This window comes from Serratia sp. M24T3 (assembly GCF_000257645.1).
Classification (GTDB): Bacteria; Pseudomonadota; Gammaproteobacteria; order Enterobacterales; family Enterobacteriaceae; genus Rouxiella.
In genome coordinates this window covers 39588-56766 of record NZ_AJHJ01000022.1, presented here as the reverse complement: position 1 = coordinate 56766, position 17179 = coordinate 39588, and the positions used below count along the sequence as shown (strand labels likewise).

At 51.9% G+C, this 17179-nt stretch carries 13 protein-coding genes; 9 read left to right on the top strand and 4 right to left on the bottom strand.

Features of this window, described 5'->3' with window-relative positions:
- Nucleotides 1-5 precede the first annotated feature (5 nt).
- Genes ilvD through SPM24T3_RS16245 form a run of 3 tightly spaced genes read left to right on the top strand, consistent with a single transcriptional unit; the run spans nucleotide 6 to nucleotide 4145 of the window.
- Nucleotides 6-1856 (top strand): dihydroxy-acid dehydratase, encoded by a 1851-nt coding sequence (gene ilvD / locus SPM24T3_RS16255; RefSeq protein WP_009637881.1) that lies wholly within the window; start codon nucleotides 6-8, stop codon nucleotides 1854-1856.
- A gap of 4 nt (nucleotides 1857-1860) precedes the next feature.
- A complete protein-coding gene (gene ilvA, locus SPM24T3_RS16250; RefSeq protein WP_009637880.1) occupies nucleotides 1861-3405 on the top strand; it encodes a threonine ammonia-lyase, biosynthetic in 1545 nt (514 codons plus the stop codon).
- 38 nt (nucleotides 3406-3443) lie between these two features.
- Nucleotides 3444-4145, top strand: coding sequence for a DUF2461 domain-containing protein (locus tag SPM24T3_RS16245; protein ID WP_009637879.1), 702 nt, complete (start codon nucleotides 3444-3446; stop codon nucleotides 4143-4145).
- Between the two features lie 73 nt (nucleotides 4146-4218).
- On the opposite strand, the gene ilvY is transcribed toward SPM24T3_RS16245, so the two are convergent.
- The gene (ilvY, locus tag SPM24T3_RS16240; RefSeq protein WP_009637878.1) at nucleotides 4219-5121 is read right to left on the bottom strand and encodes an HTH-type transcriptional activator IlvY; all 903 of its coding nucleotides are present in this window, start codon (nucleotides 5119-5121) and stop codon (nucleotides 4219-4221) included.
- 283 nt (nucleotides 5122-5404) lie between these two features.
- On the opposite strand from ilvY, the gene ilvC reads away from it, so the two are divergent.
- Nucleotides 5405-6880, top strand: coding sequence for a ketol-acid reductoisomerase (ilvC, locus tag SPM24T3_RS16235; RefSeq protein WP_009637877.1), 1476 nt, complete (start codon nucleotides 5405-5407; stop codon nucleotides 6878-6880).
- Between the two features lie 97 nt (nucleotides 6881-6977).
- On the opposite strand, the gene ppiC is transcribed toward ilvC, so the two are convergent.
- Entirely contained in the window at nucleotides 6978-7259 is a 282-nt protein-coding gene (ppiC, locus tag SPM24T3_RS16230) for a peptidylprolyl isomerase PpiC (RefSeq protein ID WP_009637876.1), read from the bottom strand.
- Between the two features lie 184 nt (nucleotides 7260-7443).
- Between ppiC and rep the strand changes: the two genes are divergently transcribed.
- Nucleotides 7444-9480: a DNA helicase Rep gene (gene rep / locus SPM24T3_RS16225; protein ID WP_009637875.1), complete on the top strand. Its 2037-nt coding sequence runs from the start codon at nucleotides 7444-7446 to the stop codon at nucleotides 9478-9480.
- A 105-nt stretch (nucleotides 9481-9585) separates the two neighbouring features.
- Here the strand turns inward: rep and gppA are convergent, their stop codons facing one another.
- Both gppA and rhlB read right to left on the bottom strand, forming a co-directional pair.
- On the bottom strand, nucleotides 9586-11082 hold the full coding sequence (gppA, locus tag SPM24T3_RS16220; RefSeq protein ID WP_009637874.1) for a guanosine-5'-triphosphate,3'-diphosphate diphosphatase: 1497 nt from the start codon (nucleotides 11080-11082) through the stop codon (nucleotides 9586-9588).
- Between the two features lie 5 nt (nucleotides 11083-11087).
- Nucleotides 11088-12383, bottom strand: a complete 1296-nt coding sequence (gene rhlB / locus SPM24T3_RS16215; RefSeq protein WP_009637873.1) for an ATP-dependent RNA helicase RhlB — start codon at nucleotides 12381-12383, stop codon at nucleotides 11088-11090.
- 132 nt (nucleotides 12384-12515) lie between these two features.
- On the opposite strand from rhlB, the gene trxA reads away from it, so the two are divergent.
- The 4 genes from trxA to wzzE all read left to right on the top strand — a co-directional run bounded on the left by trxA (nucleotide 12516) and on the right by wzzE (nucleotide 17167).
- On the top strand, nucleotides 12516-12842 hold the full coding sequence (gene trxA, locus SPM24T3_RS16210) for a thioredoxin TrxA (protein WP_009637872.1): 327 nt from the start codon (nucleotides 12516-12518) through the stop codon (nucleotides 12840-12842).
- 456 nt (nucleotides 12843-13298) lie between these two features.
- On the top strand, nucleotides 13299-14558 hold the full coding sequence (gene rho / locus SPM24T3_RS16205; protein ID WP_009637871.1) for a transcription termination factor Rho: 1260 nt from the start codon (nucleotides 13299-13301) through the stop codon (nucleotides 14556-14558).
- A gap of 352 nt (nucleotides 14559-14910) precedes the next feature.
- Nucleotides 14911-16005, top strand: a complete 1095-nt coding sequence (wecA, locus tag SPM24T3_RS16200; protein ID WP_009637870.1) for a UDP-N-acetylglucosamine--undecaprenyl-phosphate N-acetylglucosaminephosphotransferase — start codon at nucleotides 14911-14913, stop codon at nucleotides 16003-16005.
- A 97-nt stretch (nucleotides 16006-16102) separates the two neighbouring features.
- On the top strand, nucleotides 16103-17167 hold the full coding sequence (gene wzzE / locus SPM24T3_RS16195; RefSeq protein ID WP_050956176.1) for an ECA polysaccharide chain length modulation protein: 1065 nt from the start codon (nucleotides 16103-16105) through the stop codon (nucleotides 17165-17167).
- The last annotated feature ends 12 nt before the right edge of the window (nucleotides 17168-17179 follow it).

Genomic DNA, 17179 nt, shown 5'->3' with positions numbered 1-17179 from the left:
AGAGCATGCCAAAGTTACGTTCCGCTACCACGACTCAAGGCCGAAATATGGCCGGCGCCCGCGCATTATGGCGCGCTACCGGGATGACCGATGACGATTTCAACAAACCGATTATCGCCGTCGTCAACTCCTTTACTCAGTTCGTCCCGGGTCACGTTCACTTGCGCGACATGGGTAAACTGGTTGCCGAGCAGATCGAAGCCTGCGGCGGTGTTGCCAAAGAGTTCAACACTATCGCCGTGGATGACGGGATTGCCATGGGTCATGGTGGCATGCTGTATTCACTGCCTTCGCGTGAGCTGATCGCCGACTCGGTGGAGTACATGGTAAACGCGCACTGCGCCGATGCCATGGTTTGTATCTCCAACTGTGACAAAATCACCCCGGGGATGCTGATGGCCGCGCTGCGCCTTAACATTCCGGTGATCTTTGTTTCCGGTGGCCCGATGGAAGCCGGTAAAACCAAGCTGTCTGACAAAATCATCAAGCTCGACCTGGTTGACGCGATGATCCAAGGTGCAAACCCTAAAGTCAGCGACGCAGACAGCGCACAGATCGAACGTTCTGCCTGTCCGACCTGTGGTTCTTGCTCCGGGATGTTTACCGCAAACTCGATGAACTGTCTGACCGAAGTTCTGGGCCTGTCCCAGCCGGCCAATGGTTCACTGCTGGCGACCCATGCCGACCGTAAAGATCTGTTCCTGTCTGCCGGTACCCGCATCGTTAGTCTGGCAAAACGTTATTACGAAAATGACGATGAAAGCGTATTACCACGCAACATCGCCAATAAAGCAGCATTCGAAAACGCCATGACGCTGGATATCGCGATGGGCGGCTCGACTAACACCATCCTGCACCTGCTGGCCGCGGCGCAGGAAGGCGATATTGATTTCAACATGACTGACATCGATGCGCTGTCCCGCAAGGTTCCTCACCTGTGTAAAGTGGCACCGAGCACCCCGAAATATCACATGGAAGACGTTCACCGCGCGGGTGGCGTATGGGCCATTCTGGGCGAGCTTGACCGCGCTGGCCTGATGAATCGCGATGTGAGCAACGTTCTGGAAATGAAATTCCCGGAAACGCTGAAAAAATACGACATCATGCTGACCGAAGACGAAGCCGTTAAAAAGATGTTCCGCGCAGGCCCTGCCGGTATCCGCACCACCAAGGCTTTCTCACAGGATTGCCGTTGGGACACGCTGGATGACGACCGCGCCGAAGGCTGTATTCGTTCCATCGAACACGCGTTCAGCACCGAAGGCGGCCTGGCCGTGCTTTACGGCAACATGGCGGTTGACGGTAGCATTGTTAAAACCGCAGGCGTTGATGAAGAAAACCTGACCTTCCGTGGCCCGGCTAAAGTATTTGAAAGTCAGGATGCAGCGGTTGAAGGGATCCTTGGCGGTAAAGTGGTTGCCGGTGACGTGGTTGTTATCCGTTACGAAGGGCCTAAAGGCGGGCCGGGCATGCAGGAAATGCTGTATCCGACCACCTATCTTAAATCCATGGGTCTGGGCAAAGCCTGTGCGCTTATTACCGATGGCCGTTTCTCCGGTGGTACTTCAGGTCTGTCAATTGGCCACGTTTCTCCGGAAGCGGGCAACGGTGGCCTGATTGCGCTGATCGAAGAAGGCGACATGATTGACATCGACATTCCAAACCGCAGCATGGTGCTGGATGTCGCTGACAGTGAACTGGCTGCACGTCGTGAAATCGAATTGGCCCGTGGTGATAAAGCCTGGACGCCAAAAAATCGTGTGCGTGAAGTTTCCTACGCTCTGCGCGCCTATGCATTGCTGGCAACCAGTGCCGACAAAGGTGCAATTCGCGATAAGAGTAAGCTGGGAGGCTAACTGCATGGCGGTATCACAACCACTGCCGGACCAACCCTGCGGTGCAGAATATCTGCGCGCAGTGTTGCGAGCACCCGTTTATGAGGTGGCGCAAGTCACCCCGTTACAGGTCATGGAAAAAATCTCGACTCGCCTGGATAACGTAATCCTGGTGAAACGTGAAGACCGTCAGGCGGTGCACAGTTTTAAACTGCGCGGCGCCTACGCAATGATTGCCGGATTGACTGAAGAGCAAGCGGCGCGCGGCGTGATTACAGCTTCGGCCGGTAACCATGCTCAGGGCGTTGCCTTGTCAGCCACCCGAAAAGGGATAAAAGCACTGATTGTGATGCCGGTGGCGACCGCCGATATCAAAGTTGACGCCGTGCGTAATTTTGGCGGCGAAGTGCTGCTGCACGGAGCTAATTTCGACGAAGCAAAAGCCAAAGCGATTGAGCTGTCACTGTCTCAGGGCATGACCTTTGTGCCACCGTTTGACCATCCGGCGGTGATCGCCGGGCAGGGAACGCTGGCGATGGAGTTGCTGCAACAAGATGCGCACCTCGACCGGGTGTTTGTTCCGGTCGGCGGCGGCGGTCTGGCGGCAGGTGTGGCGGTATTGATTAAGCAACTGATGCCGCAAATCAAGGTTATCGGTGTTGAAGCCGAAGACTCTGCCTGCCTGCGTGCGGCGCTGGATGCCGGTGAGCCGGTGGATCTGGCGCGCGTCGGGCTGTTTGCCGAAGGCGTAGCCGTTAAGCGTATCGGTAACGAAACCTTCCGCCTGTGCCGTGAATATCTCGATGACGTCATCACCGTCGACAGCGATGCAATTTGCGCGGCGGTTAAAGACTTGTTCGAAGACGTGCGCGCTATCGCCGAGCCTTCCGGCGCTTTGGCCCTCGCCGGTCTGAAGAAATATGTGCAAGAGCATAATATTCAGGGCGAACGTTTGGCTCATGTGTTGTCAGGTGCCAATCTCAACTTCCATGCTTTGCGTTATGTTTCAGAGCGTTGTGAGCTGGGAGAGCAGCGTGAAGCCTTGCTGGCGGTAACTATCCCCGAGCGCAAAGGCAGTTTCCTGAATTTCTGCCAGTTACTTGGTGGTCGCTCAGTGACTGAGTTCAACTATCGCTATGCCGATGCCGATAATGCCTGCATTTTTGTTGGCGTTCGTCTGACGCGCGGGCACGCCGAGCGCAAAGAAATTATCGATTTGCTCAACGAGGGTGGCTATCAGGTCGTGGATTTGTCCGACGACGAGATGGCGAAACTGCACGTGCGCTATATGGTTGGCGGTCGTCCGAGCAAGCCTCTGCGTGAGCGTCTTTACAGCTTTGAATTCCCGGAGTCTCCTGGCGCATTGCTGAAATTCCTGCACACGCTGGGCACGCACTGGAATATTTCTCTGTTCCATTATCGCAGCCATGGCACCGACTTTGGTCGCGTGTTGGCCGCGTTTGAGTTGACGGATCAAGAGCCTGAGTTCGAGAAGAATCTTTCGGCGCTGGGTTATGACTGCCACAATGAGTCAGATAATCCGGCTTTCCGATTCTTTTTGCAGGGATAGGTTAGCAGTAATTTAGTTCATTAAAACAGGGACGGCGTATGAGCACTGCGTTTAACGGTTTCAGCCAGCAAGGGCTGAATTTTCTACAGCAGGTTCGCATCGAAAATGACAAGACGTGGTTTGATGAAAACCGTCACATTTACGATCAAACACTGCTAACGCCGTTCCGCACGCTGGTGGAAGCATTAAGCGACACCATGCTGGCTATTGATCCGCAGTTTGAAATCCGTCCCGCCATTGGTAAAACGCTGTCGCGCATTCATCGCGACACGCGTTTCTCCCACGACAAAACTCGTTATCGCAGCCGAATGTGGTTGACCTTTAAGCGCCCGAGCAAAGACTGGAAAGACGCGCCGGTGTATTTCTTCGAGCTTGGCCCCGATATGCTGCGCTATGGGCTGGGCTATTACAGCGCCAATAAGCAAACCATGGACCTGTTCCGCCACACGTTGACTCGCCAACCGGTGCAGTTTCTCGAGGTGGCCGAATGCTGCCGTGCGCCTTTTGAACTGGCGGGAGAAAGCTACAAACGTCCGCTGGTTAAAGAGCAGGACCCGGCGATCGCCAACTGGTACAACAGAAAATCTTTTGCGGTAATGGCAAGCGACAATCAAGTCGAGAAGCTGTTCAGCCCCAGACTGGTGGATGAACTGGCAAAAGCTTTCCTGCAACTTGAGCCGCTGTATCACTGGCTGATGCGCGTTGAAACCATGAAACAGGTCGATCCTGCCGATCTTTAATCGCTTTTTTGATCACAAAACCCATCACAAGAGCCGACAAAGATCACGGCGGAATTCCTCCCCGCCGTTTAAGCTACAGCTTTAGCTCTCTGTGCAATAGCAACTGCCAGAACGCCTCAATCAGCGGTTCGTTGAGGCGTTTACGCTGTACGCAAACCCCTAATGGCAGCGGCGCGCCGATGGTCACGTTGTCATGCACCGAAATACGGTTGCGGATCATATCAGGGCTGTTTTCCAGCACTACGCCGGGGATCAGCGCCACGCCACAGCCCAATGCGACCATCGAGACAATCGCTTCATGCCCAGAAACAGTGGCGTAAATCAGTGGGTTAGTGATTTTGTGATGACGGAACCAGCTGTCGATGCGTTTTCGGGCCGGGCCGTGCTCGGGAATAATAAACGGGATTTGCGACCACTCAGGTTTTGGCTCACTGACCTGAGTCCGCACTGCGCAAGGTAAGGAGGGCACAATCAACGCCATGGTGACTTCACCAATCGGCGTAAAGTCTATACTTGAAGGCAGCGTTTCCGGATGCCCGGCTATGCCTAAATCGGCTTCGGTCGACTGTACTTTTTCTACTGCGTCGGCGGCATCACCAGTAGTAAGTTTAATTTCTACCAGTGGATGCTGAGCGCGAAAGCGGTCAAGAATTGGCGGCAGATGGCTGTACGCCGCTGTTACTGAGCAGAACAGTCGCAGTTCGCCGGAAAGTGTAGGGCCGTTTTGCCCCATCGCATGGCGCAGCTGTTGATACTGTAACAGGGTTTGCTGGGCGAAAATTTTTAGCTGGTCGCCTGCCTGTGTCAACTGTACGGTGCGGTTGTCACGCTGAAAAAGCGCCTGCCCCAGCTCCTCTTCCAGCCGCTGTATCTGTCGGGAAAGGGTTGATGGGCTGACGTGCATAGCCTTGGCCGACCTCCCGAAATGACGGCTTTCAGCCAAGTTGAGAAACAGTTTCAGATCGCGTAAGTCCATAAAGTTTTCCGGCTAAGTCATGCGTTTGCTGTGGATTTATTGATGTTGCATAAACTGCAATGTCATCTTCTTAATATATCAATTTAAGCAATGCCGTGCATGACATATAGTGTTTCTCAAGCAACCCGTCATGCTTCAAGTTGCAGATGCGTTGGCTACGCTCGTTCACCCCAGTCACTTACCTGATTAAGCTCCGGGGACTCACGAACTTGCCGCCTTCCTGCCACTCGAATCATTTAGGGCTCAACATTTTCGTACCAAACAAACGCAACGGAGTTTTACCATGGCTAATTATTTCAACACATTGAACCTGCGTCAGCAGTTGGCGCAATTAGGCAAGTGCCGCTTTATGGCTCGCGATGAATTCGCTGATGAAGCCAGCTTCCTAAAGGGTAAAAAAGTGGTGATCGTTGGCTGTGGCGCACAGGGCCTGAACCAGGGTCTGAACATGCGCGACTCCGGCCTGGACGTTTCCTACACCCTGCGTGCAGAAGCGATTGCCGAGAAACGTGCTTCATGGCGCAAAGCGACTGAAAACGGCTTTAAAGTTGGCACCTACGAAGAACTGATCCCGCAGGCCGACCTGGTGGTTAACCTGACTCCAGACAAGCAGCACAGCGCGGTAGTTAAAGCGGTTCAGCCTCTGATGAAAGACGGTGCGGCGCTGGGTTACTCTCACGGTTTCAACATCGTTGAAGTTGGCGAGCAAATTCGTAAAGACATCACCGTGGTGATGGTTGCCCCGAAATGTCCAGGTACTGAAGTACGTGAAGAATACAAACGCGGCTTTGGCGTTCCTACGCTTATCGCCGTTCACCCGGAAAACGATCCTAAAGGCGAAGGCATGGCGATTGCCAAAGCTTGGGCTGCGGCGACCGGTGGTCATCGTGCAGGCGTTCTGGAATCTTCATTCGTTGCTGAAGTTAAATCTGACCTGATGGGCGAGCAGACCATCCTGTGCGGTATGTTGCAGGCCGGTTCACTGCTGTGCTTCGACAAACTGGTCGCTGACGGCGTAGACGCAACTTATGCAGAAAAACTGCTGCAGTTCGGTTGGGAAACCATTACCGAAGCACTGAAGCAGGGCGGCATCACCTTGATGATGGATCGCCTGTCCAACCCGGCTAAACTGCGTGCTTTCGCACTGTCAGAGCAGTTGAAAGAGATCATGGCTCCACTGTTCCAGAAACACATGGATGACATTATCTCTGGCGAATTCTCTAGCGGCATGATGGCTGACTGGGCGGCAGACGACGTTAAACTGCTGACCTGGCGTGAAGAGACCGGCGCAACTGCGTTCGAAAACGCTGCACAGTTCGAAGGCAAAATCTCTGAGCAAGAGTATTTTGACCACGGCGTGCTGATGATTGCGATGGTTAAAGCTGGCGTTGAACTGGCGTTCGAAACCATGGTGTCTTCTGGCATCATCGAAGAGTCTGCTTACTACGAATCACTGCACGAGCTGCCGCTTATCGCCAACACTGTTGCCCGCAAGCGTCTGTATGAAATGAACGTGGTTATCTCTGATACCGCTGAATACGGTAACTACCTGTTCGCTAACGCGGCAGTACCATTGCTGAAAGAGTTCATGACCACGCTGCAAGCCGGTGACCTGGGCAAATCTGTTGCTGCAACTGAAGTAGACAACGCTCAGCTGCGTGACGTGAACGAAGCAATCCGTGCTCACGCTATCGAATCTGTGGGCCACAAACTGCGCGGCTACATGACCGACATGAAACGCATCGCGGTTGCCAGCTGATAAACAGCGTTTTACCTGCAATGCCGTATAAAATAAAAAAGCACTGCCTTGGCGGTGCTTTTTACTTTCTATTACTGTTACAGCCTGCGAAGCAAACTTAGTTGCGGTACAGAACTTTGATCAGATGGTAACCGAACTGAGTTTTAACCGGACCCAATGGTTTAAGCAGTTCACCGCTAAATACCACTTTGTCGAAAGCAGGAACCATGTCGCCTTTGCGGAATTCACCCAGTGAACCGCCATCGCGCTTGGATGGGCAGGTAGAGTGCTTACGCGCCAGTTCCTGGAAGTCAGCGCCTTGTTGCAGCTGAGCCAGCAGTTCGTTGGCTTTGTTCTCGTCATCCACCAGGATGTGTAATGCTGAAGCGGTGTTCGCCATAATCGTGACCTTTAGATAAAATTAATCAATAACTACTCAGGGCGTAATGTAACACCTGCAACGCCGGATGTGCACTGCGCGATGCCTCTCAAGCTCTGAACCTTACACTTTTGACTCTCATTTCTGGCGGAAGTTTCTGCTACAATCCTCCTCCCGCGTCTATCAAGTGAGCAAAAATAACCCAATGCGATTGAATCCCAGCCAACAACACGCCGTCGAATTCGTCACCGGACCCTGCCTGGTCTTGGCCGGCGCCGGCTCGGGTAAAACGCGGGTTATTACCAATAAAATCGCTCACCTGATCCGCGAATGTGGCTATCAGGCACGGCATATTGCCGCTGTGACCTTTACCAACAAGGCCGCGCGCGAAATGAAAGAACGCGTGTCGCAAACGCTGGGTCGTAAGGAATCACGCGGTTTGCTGATTTCGACTTTCCACACGCTGGGGCTGGAAATTATCAAGCGCGAGTTCGCGGCGCTGGGAATGAAATCCAACTTCTCACTGTTCGACGATCAGGACCAGCTGGCGCTGCTCAAAGAGCTGAGTGAAAAGTGGCTGGAAAACGACAAAACCCTGTTGCAGCAATTGATCTCGACGATCTCCAACTGGAAAAACGATCTTATTGACCCGTCTGGCGCCGCCAAGCTGGCTCGATCCGAGCGCGATCAGATTTTCGCACTTTGCTATGGCCTTTATCATGACCATATGCGCGCCTGTAATATCCTCGATTTTGACGACCTAATCTTGCTGCCGACGCTGTTGTTGCAACGCAATGAAGAAGTTCGCGAGCGCTGGCAGAACAAGCTGCGTTATCTGCTGGTGGACGAATATCAAGATACCAACACCAGCCAGTATATGATGGTGAAACTACTGGTGGGCAACCGCGCGCGCTTTACAGTGGTGGGCGATGATGATCAGTCAATCTACTCCTGGCGCGGTGCTCGACCGCAAAATCTGGTGCTGCTAAAAGAAGATTTCCCGGCCTTGCAGGTGATTAAGCTGGAGCAGAATTACCGCTCCTCGCAGCGTATTCTCAAAGCTGCCAATATCCTGATCGCCAACAATCCGCACGTGTTCGAGAAACGACTGTTTTCCGAGCTGGCCTACGGTGAGGCGCTAAAGGTAATCACCGCCAATAATGAGGACCACGAGGCGGAGCGTGTAGTGGGGGAATTGATTGCCCATCGTTTTATGAATAAAACCAACCACGGCGATTATGCAATTTTATATCGCGGTAACCATCAGTCGCGGCTGTTTGAAAAGATGCTGATGCAAAACCGCATTCCTTATCGTATTTCGGGCGGCACCTCATTCTTCTCGCGCCCGGAAATCAAAGACCTGCTGGCCTATCTGCGAGTGCTGACCAATCCAGACGATGACAGCGCTTTCCTGCGTATCGTCAACACGCCGCGCCGTGAGATTGGTGCGGCTACGCTGCAAAAGCTCGGTGAATGGGCTAATCAGCGTAATAAAGGGTTGTTCAAGGCCAGCTCTGATTTTGGTCTGGGCCAGACTCTGACTGGCCGTGGTCTGGAATCGCTGCAGCGTTTTACTCATTGGATGGGAAGTGTCGCCGAACTTGCCGAGCGTGAGCCTATCGCCGCCGTGCGTGACCTGATCCACGGCATGGACTACGAAAGCTGGCTGTTCGAAACCTCGCCCAGCCCTAAGGCGGCTGAAATGCGTATGAAAAACGTCAATCAGCTGTTTAGCTGGATGACTGAAATGCTTGAAGGCACTGACCTGGACGAGCCGATGTCGCTGACTCAGGTGGTCACTCGCTTTACTCTACGCGACATGATGGAGCGCGGCGAGAGCGACGAAGAGCTGGATCAGGTTCAGCTAATGACACTGCATGCCTCGAAGGGGCTGGAATTCCCCTATGTGTTTTTGGTTGGCATGGAAGAAGGGTTATTGCCTCATCAGAGCAGCATGGATGAAGATAATGTCGATGAAGAACGTCGCCTGGCCTATGTCGGAATAACGCGTGCGCAGAAAGAACTGTTTTTTACTCACTGCCGCGAGCGCAGGCAATACGGTGAACTGCTGCGACCTGAGGTTAGCCGTTTTTTGCAGGAGTTACCGCAGGACGATTTAGCGTGGGAAAGCGAGCGAAAAGTGGTGTCGCCGCAGGAGCGAATGGTGAAAGGTCAGAGCCATCTGGAGAAGATCCGTGCGCAGTTGGCCAGCGCAAAAGCCGCCGATAAAAATAAAAGCTAGCTCGCAAAAATCATAAAAATGGGAGCCGAAAAGCTCCCAGATAGGTGATAACGTCGTCGATCAGCAGAGAAACGCCACGTAAGGTCGATTCTGCTTTTTCACTCGTTACTTGACAGTTTCTTCAACAAACAGTGGCCAATGGACATAGCTCTGCCAATGGCTTTCCTGCTCCAGCTCTTCGGCGCGTAATGGGTGCTGTTCCAGCCATCCGTTAGGCACCAGCACATTCAGCTCATCGTCATTGGCGCGTAAACGCACCGCAGGCAGCGTATCGTCGCGACGTCGGCTGGCAAAAATAATTGCCAGACGCATTATGCGACAAAGGCGTTCGGCCTGACGCGGAGGCAGGGCGTTTTGCTGATTTAGCAGCGGTAAATCCAGGTTATTACTCTGGTTTTGCAGCAGTGTCGCCAGTAGTTTTTTTTGTGCCGGAGTAAAGCCGGGTAAATCGAGATGACGGATCAGATAGGCTGCATGATTCTGCGCCTGTTTGAAATCAACGCTGAGTCCAATCTCGTGGATAAGACAGGCACTGGTCAGCAGTTCGCGCGCCCGCGCATCAAGCTGCCAGGTACTCGAAACCTGCTGAGAAAAGTTTTCCGCCAGAGCCGCTACTCGATTGGCCTGCTCAACGTCGAGCAGGTAGCGCCGTTGCAGGTTGTGCAGGGTGCGTTGGCGGATATCCTGTTCGACCGGCAAGTGGAGCATGCCGTAAACCAGCCCTTCGCGCAGCGCGCCACCGGCCAGCATCATCGATTCTATTTTCAGGGTTTTGAAGATAGCGATCAGAATAGACAGGCCGCTTGGGAAAACCAGTGCGCGTTCCAGCGTCAGGCCTTCAATTTCAAGCTCTTCCAGCTTGCCACATTGAATGGCGCGCTGTTTAAGCTGTTGCAGCTTGGCGAGGGTGATGCGTTCGTCCATTCCCTGCGCCACCATGATTTCCTGCAGCGCCTGCACGGTCCCTGAGGCTCCGACGCAGACCTGCCAGCCGTGGGCCAGTAGCTCCGGCGCAACAGGGATTATCATCTCAACTGCGGCCAGTTCGGCCTTTTCAAAATTTTCTTTCGTCAGGCTTCGGTCAGTAAAATAACGCTCAAGCCAGGTAACACATCCCATCGACAGGCTAAACAATGTATTGGCCTGCGCTCCGGTTCCGGTTACCAGCTCAGTACTGCCGCCGCCAATATCAACAACCAGGCGTTGGTCCGGGCCGCCGGTAGTGTGCGCCACGCCGTGGTAAATCAGCCGCGCTTCTTCTTCGCCGCTGATCACTTGAATCTTGCATCCGAGAATATTTTCAGCAACCTGTAAAAATTCATCGGCATTTTTGGCCAGGCGCAGTGTCGCCGTTGCCACCACGCGGATTTGCTCGCGGGGAATGTCTTGCAGACGTTCTGAAAATAATTTCAGGCATTGCCATCCACGCTGCATTGCTTCAGCGGAGAGATGACTGTTTACATCCAGCCCGGCAGCCAGGCGCACTTTGCGCTTGATTCTGGCCAACGTTTGAATACTGCCTGCCACCTCACGGACTACCAACATATGGAAGCTGTTGGAACCCAGATCGATCGCTGCATAAAGTGAGGTGGAACTCAGCATGATTTTCAGCCCGAACGTTTGCGGTTGTTACGTGGCGCACTGCTACCGCGTCGTGAAGATGATGATGAATTACGGCGTGGGCCGCTGCCATTGCGAGTACGCGCGAGGCGTTTTGGCGCAGGCAGGTCAGTCAATAATGCATCGCTGTTATATTTGCTGACAGGAATACTGTGGCCGGTATAAGTTTCGATGGCTGGCAGATTCAGGGCATATTCTTCACAGGCCAGGCTTATTGAGTGACCGCTAAGGCCAGCACGACCAGTACGACCGATGCGGTGAACGTAGTCTTCGCAATCGTCAGGCAGGTCATAGTTAAAGACATGCGTAACGGCAGGAATGTGCAGACCACGAGCGGCTACGTCGGTTGCAACCAGAATATCGATATCACCCTTGGTGAAGTCTTCCAGCACGCGCAGGCGTTTCTTCTGCGCCACGTCGCCGGTCAGCAAGCCTACGCGGTGTCCGTCAGCAGCCAGATGGCCCCAAACGTCTTCACAACGGTGCTTGGTGTTGGCGAAGATGATGCAGCGATCTGGCCATTCTTCTTCTATTAGCGTTTGCAACAGGCGCATCTTTTCTTCGTTAGAAGGGTAGAAGAGCTCTTCCTGAATACGGTGACCCGTTTTCTGTTCCGGTTCGATTTCTATCGATTCGGCATTGTTCATGTTTTCGAATGCCAGCTCTTTCACACGATAAGACAGGGTGGCGGAGAACAGCATATTCAGGCGCTGAGTCGCAGGCGGCATACGACGGAACAACCAGCGGATATCTTTGATAAAGCCCAGATCGAACATGCGATCGGCTTCGTCCAGCACCACGACCTGGATTGCACCCAGATTAATATGGTTCTGTTTTGCGTAATCGATTAAACGGCCAGTCGTGCCGATAAGAATATCGACGCCACTTTCCAGCACTTTAAGCTGTTTGTCGTAGCCGTCGCCACCGTAGGCCAGACCGAGTTTCAGCCCGGTAGATTCAGACAGCGCTTCGGCGTCCGAATGAATTTGCACTGCTAATTCCCGCGTTGGTGCCATAATTAAAGCACGCGGCTGATTAGTCTGACGACCCTCAGCAGCAGGGTTAGAAAGCAGATAATGGAAAGTAGACGCTAGAAAAGCCAGCGTCTTGCCGGTACCGGTTTGCGCCTGACCCGCAACATCACGTCCTGAGAGCGTGATAGGCAATGCGAGTGCCTGGATAGGCGTGCAGTAATGAAACCCTTTCTTTTCAAGGGCTTCGACTGCTAGCGGGTGCAGGGCGAAGTCGGAAAACTTCTGTTCAGTTAAGTGTGTTTTGCTCATAGTGTGGTAGAATATCAGCTAACTATTGCTTTACGAAAGCATATCCGTTGAAATAAACGTGGTGAAATAGAGTCAACCTACTGTTGGTTAATGCTACATCAACAAGGTAAAGTTAATCCTTTGGAGTAGAACATGAGCGATAAAATTATTCACCTTTCTGATGACAGTTTCGACAAAGACGTATTAAAAGCCGATGGATTGGTGCTGGTCGATTTCTGGGCAGAATGGTGTGGTCCGTGCAAGATGATTGCTCCGATCCTGGACGAAATTGCCAGCGAGTTCGAAGGCAAACTTACCATTGCCAAATTGAATATCGATGAAAACCCGGGTACCGCTCCAAAATACGGTATTCGTGGCATCCCTACTTTACTGCTGTTCAAAGGCGGCGAAGTGGCGGCAACTAAAGTCGGCGCACTGTCGAAGGGTCAGTTGAAAGAGTTCCTGAACGCTAATCTGTAATCGTTCCGAATGACCTAAATCAGGCGTTTGGTGGGCAACGTGTGTTTTTCACACTGACCGCTAGACGCCTGCAAAGAAGCGTGCTAAGTTTACGCTTACTGCATATTTGAGCTTACCTGTAGTTTGATTCTAACGTTTTACTCTGTGTCGAAACCATCTGCCTATAAGTGCTTTCATAAAACTGCTTATATAGAAAATGACTTGTTTATAAAAACAGGCGAACTGGCGATGTGCTTTGACAATCAAACGGTTTTATAAAAATCGGCTTTGAGACACCTTCAATTTAAGTCTGCCCTCTTTCAAGAAATAGCTCGTGAGCAAAATCGCGACCTGTAATCAGAAGCTGCAAATTGAGAGTCTCTACCCTAAGAAATTTTAAGCTGGCATGGACAACCCCTGCCATCCCCATTCACGACAGATCTTCGAGATACACCCCGAGTTTAAGAACCCACCATTATGAATCTTACCGAATTAAAGAATACGCCGGTTTCTGACCTGATTACACTCGGCGAAAATATGGGACTGGAAAACCAGGCCCGCATGCGCAAGCAAGACATTATTTTTTCTATACTGAAGCAGCACGCCAAGAGCGGAGAAGATATCTTCGGTGACGGTGTTCTGGAGATCTTGCAGGACGGGTTTGGTTTCCTCCGTTCTGGAGACAGCTCCTACCTCGCCGGTCCTGATGATATCTACGTTTCTCCTAGCCAAATCCGCCGCTTCAACCTCCGTACTGGTGACACCATTTCAGGTAAAATCCGACCGCCAAAAGAAGGCGAGCGCTATTTTGCCCTGTTAAAAGTTAACGAAGTTAACTATGACAAACCGGAAAACGCCCGTAACAAGATCCTGTTCGAGAACTTGACCCCACTGCACGCCAACTCACGTTTGCGTATGGAGCGCGGTAACGGTTCTACTGAAGACTTGACCGCTCGCGTTCTCGACCTGGCTTCGCCAATTGGTCGTGGCCAGCGTGGTCTGATTGTGGCACCGCCGAAAGCCGGTAAAACCATGCTGCTGCAGAACATTGCGCAAAGCATCGCCTACAATCACCCGGACTGCGTACTGATGGTTCTGCTGATTGACGAGCGTCCGGAAGAAGTGACCGAGATGCAGCGTCTGGTTAAAGGTGAAGTTATTGCTTCCACCTTTGACGAGCCAGCATCTCGCCACGTTCAAGTTGCCGAAATGGTAATTGAAAAGGCCAAACGCCTGGTTGAGCACAAGAAAGACGTTATCATCTTGCTGGACTCCATCACTCGTCTGGCGCGTGCTTATAACACCGTGGTTCCTGCTTCAGGTAAAGTGCTGACCGGTGGTGTTGACGCCAACGCCCTGCACCGTCCCAAGCGCTTCTTCGGTGCTGCGCGTAACGTGGAAGAGGGCGGCAGCCTGACAATCATCGCCACCGCGCTGGTTGATACCGGTTCTAAAATGGATGAAGTTATCTACGAAGAATTTAAAGGTACAGGTAACATGGAATTGCATCTGGCGCGTAAAATCGCCGAGAAGCGTGTCTTCCCTGCTATCGATTACAACCGTTCCGGTACGCGTAAAGAAGAGCTGCTTACCACTTCGGAAGAGCTGCAGAAAATGTGGATCCTGCGCAAGATTATCCATCCAATGGGTGAAATCGACGCAATGGAATTCCTCATCAACAAGTTGGCAATGACCAAAACCAACGATGAATTCTTCGATATGATGAAACGTTCATAATTCGTCTTTGCCGATGACAGTTGAAGTTTTTGCTTCAACATTGTTAAAAACGCTGCGTCTAGACGTGGCGTTTTTTGCTTTTGGTCGCTACGATGTGTAGTGGCTACGGGCTTTTTACGAAAGAATCAGATAACCCCCGATAGTCAAAACTGTCATTGTTCATTAATTTGTCGCTGTGTATAAGCGGGTAGGAAGGATCCTTCGGACCACACTAAAAATCTCAATAAAAATCCGAGCTGTCATTCTAGAATATGGCATCAAACCGCGAGGTGGTAATGGCTACTACCAGAATAGAGTCTTGGCTGCCCGAAAAGTCGTGTAGTTTTACCAATATTGCAGAGACGTTTTAACTGTGAATTTACTCAATCTGAGTACTGAGCTTGTTCTTGTTTTCTTGTTTTCATTTCTCTTTTTGTTTTTGGCCAGGAAAGTTGCCAAAAAAATTGGATTAGTTGATAAACCAGACTTCCGCAAACGTCATCAAGGGCTTATTCCTTTGGTGGGCGGCATAACTGTCTATGCCGGGGTCTGCTTCGCATTTTGGATCGGTAATCCACAAATTCCGCATAAGCTTTTATATCTCGGCTGTGCGGGTCTACTGGTTCTGATTGGTGCGCTGGACGACAAATACGACATCAGTGTAAAAATTCGCGCCTGCGTTCAGGCGCTGGTTGCCGTAGTCATGATGGCTTACGGCGATATGGTGCTGCACGATCTCGGACGAATTATTGGCCCCTGGCAGATGTTTCTCGGCCCATTTGGTTATCTAGTCACCCTGTTTGCCGTTTGGGCTTCCATTAATGCATTTAACATGGTTGATGGAATCGATGGCCTGCTTGGAGGACTGTCTTGCGTCACCTTCGGATCGATGGGGGTGGTGATGCTATACGCGGGCAATCAATCCCTGGCACTGTGGTGTTTCTCCATGATTGCCGCCATCATTCCTTACGTCCTGCTTAACCTCGGCGTGTTTGGTCGTCGCTATAAAGTGTTTATGGGCGATGCGGGCAGTACGCTAATTGGCTTTACTGTGATCTGGATTTTGTTGCAATGCACCCAGACTTCGCGCACATCTTTCCATCCTCCAATGACGCCAGTGACTGCGCTGTGGCTGATTGCCATTCCGTTGATGGACATGATTGCCATTATGTATCGTCGTCTGCGCAAGGGAATGAGCCCGTTCTCTGCCGACCGCCAACATATCCATCATCTGATTATGCGTGCCGGATTTTCTTCCCGTCAGGCCTTTGTGCTGATCACTCTGTCTGCGGCTCTGCTGGCGATTATTGGTGTTGTCGGCGAACATCTGCGTTTCCCGGAATGGTTGATGTTGGGGCTATTCCTGGTTGCTTTTATGCTCTACGGCTATTGTATAAAGCGTGCATGGCGTGTCGCTCGTTTCATGAAGCGCGTCAAAAGAAGACTGCGCCGCCATTCTGTTCATTAGCCTTACCTTTCAAATACTTGCCGCTTGCAATGATCAAAATCCAGGCATGACTGCAGTTGGATGACAATATTACTTTAAATTCAAATAGTTGGTGGTAATGATGAAGTCAGAGACGATGTCTACAAGGAATGAACTCGCCCTTGATAACGAGCTGGATATTCGCGGGCTTTGCAGAACACTCTGGCAAGGCAAACTGTGGATTATCGGCCTGGGACTGGGGTTTGCCATCGCGGCTTTGCTTATCTCCCTGCTGATGAAACAGGAGTGGAGCACCACGGCGGTTACCGATAAACCTACGGTAAACAATCTGGCCTCCTATTTCTCCCAGGAACAGTTCCTGCGTAATCTTGATGCCAAAAACACCTTTACTCCCGCGGGTGACCAGGCCTCCATTTCCGACGACGCCTACAACGAGTTTGTGATGCAGCTGGCGGCTTACGACACTCGTCGCGACTTTTGGCTGGATAATCCCTATTACGCCCAGCGCAAGACTGGGGATAGCGGAGCGAACGCGGTTCTCCTCGACAAGTTGATTAGCGCGATTCAGTTTACACCGCGTGACGACAAGAAAATCCCTAACGACAGCGTAAAACTGACGGCCGAAACCGCGGCCGATGCCAACAAACTGTTACGCCAGTACGTCAACTTTGCCAGCGCTCGTGCAGCACAACATCTTTATGATGAGATTCAAGGGGCCTGGGCTGCGCGAACGCAATCGATGAAAGCGCAGGTCAAACGCCAGGAAGAGGTGGCAACGGCCATTTATAATCGCGAGCTGAATAACACTGCGCAGGCACTGAAAATTGCCCAACAGAAAAACATCGATCACGGCATGACCGATGCCACGCCGGATAGCCTTGCCGATGCTGACATGTTCCTGCTCGGCACGCCAATGCTGCAAGCCAGGCTCCAGCTGTTACAGGCCTCTGGCCCGAGTTTTGATATCGATTACGATCAGAACAAAGCGATGTTGGCTACGCTTAATGTGGGGCCAGTTTTAAACGCCAAATTCCAGACTTATCGTTATTTGCGTACACCGGAAGAGCCGGTAAAACGCGACAGTCCACGCCGGGTACTGCTGATGATTATGTGGGGAATTGTCGGTGGATTGATCGGAGCTGGTGTTGCACTGGCCCGTCGACGCGTCGCGCTAGTAAATTAAAAAATAAAAAAG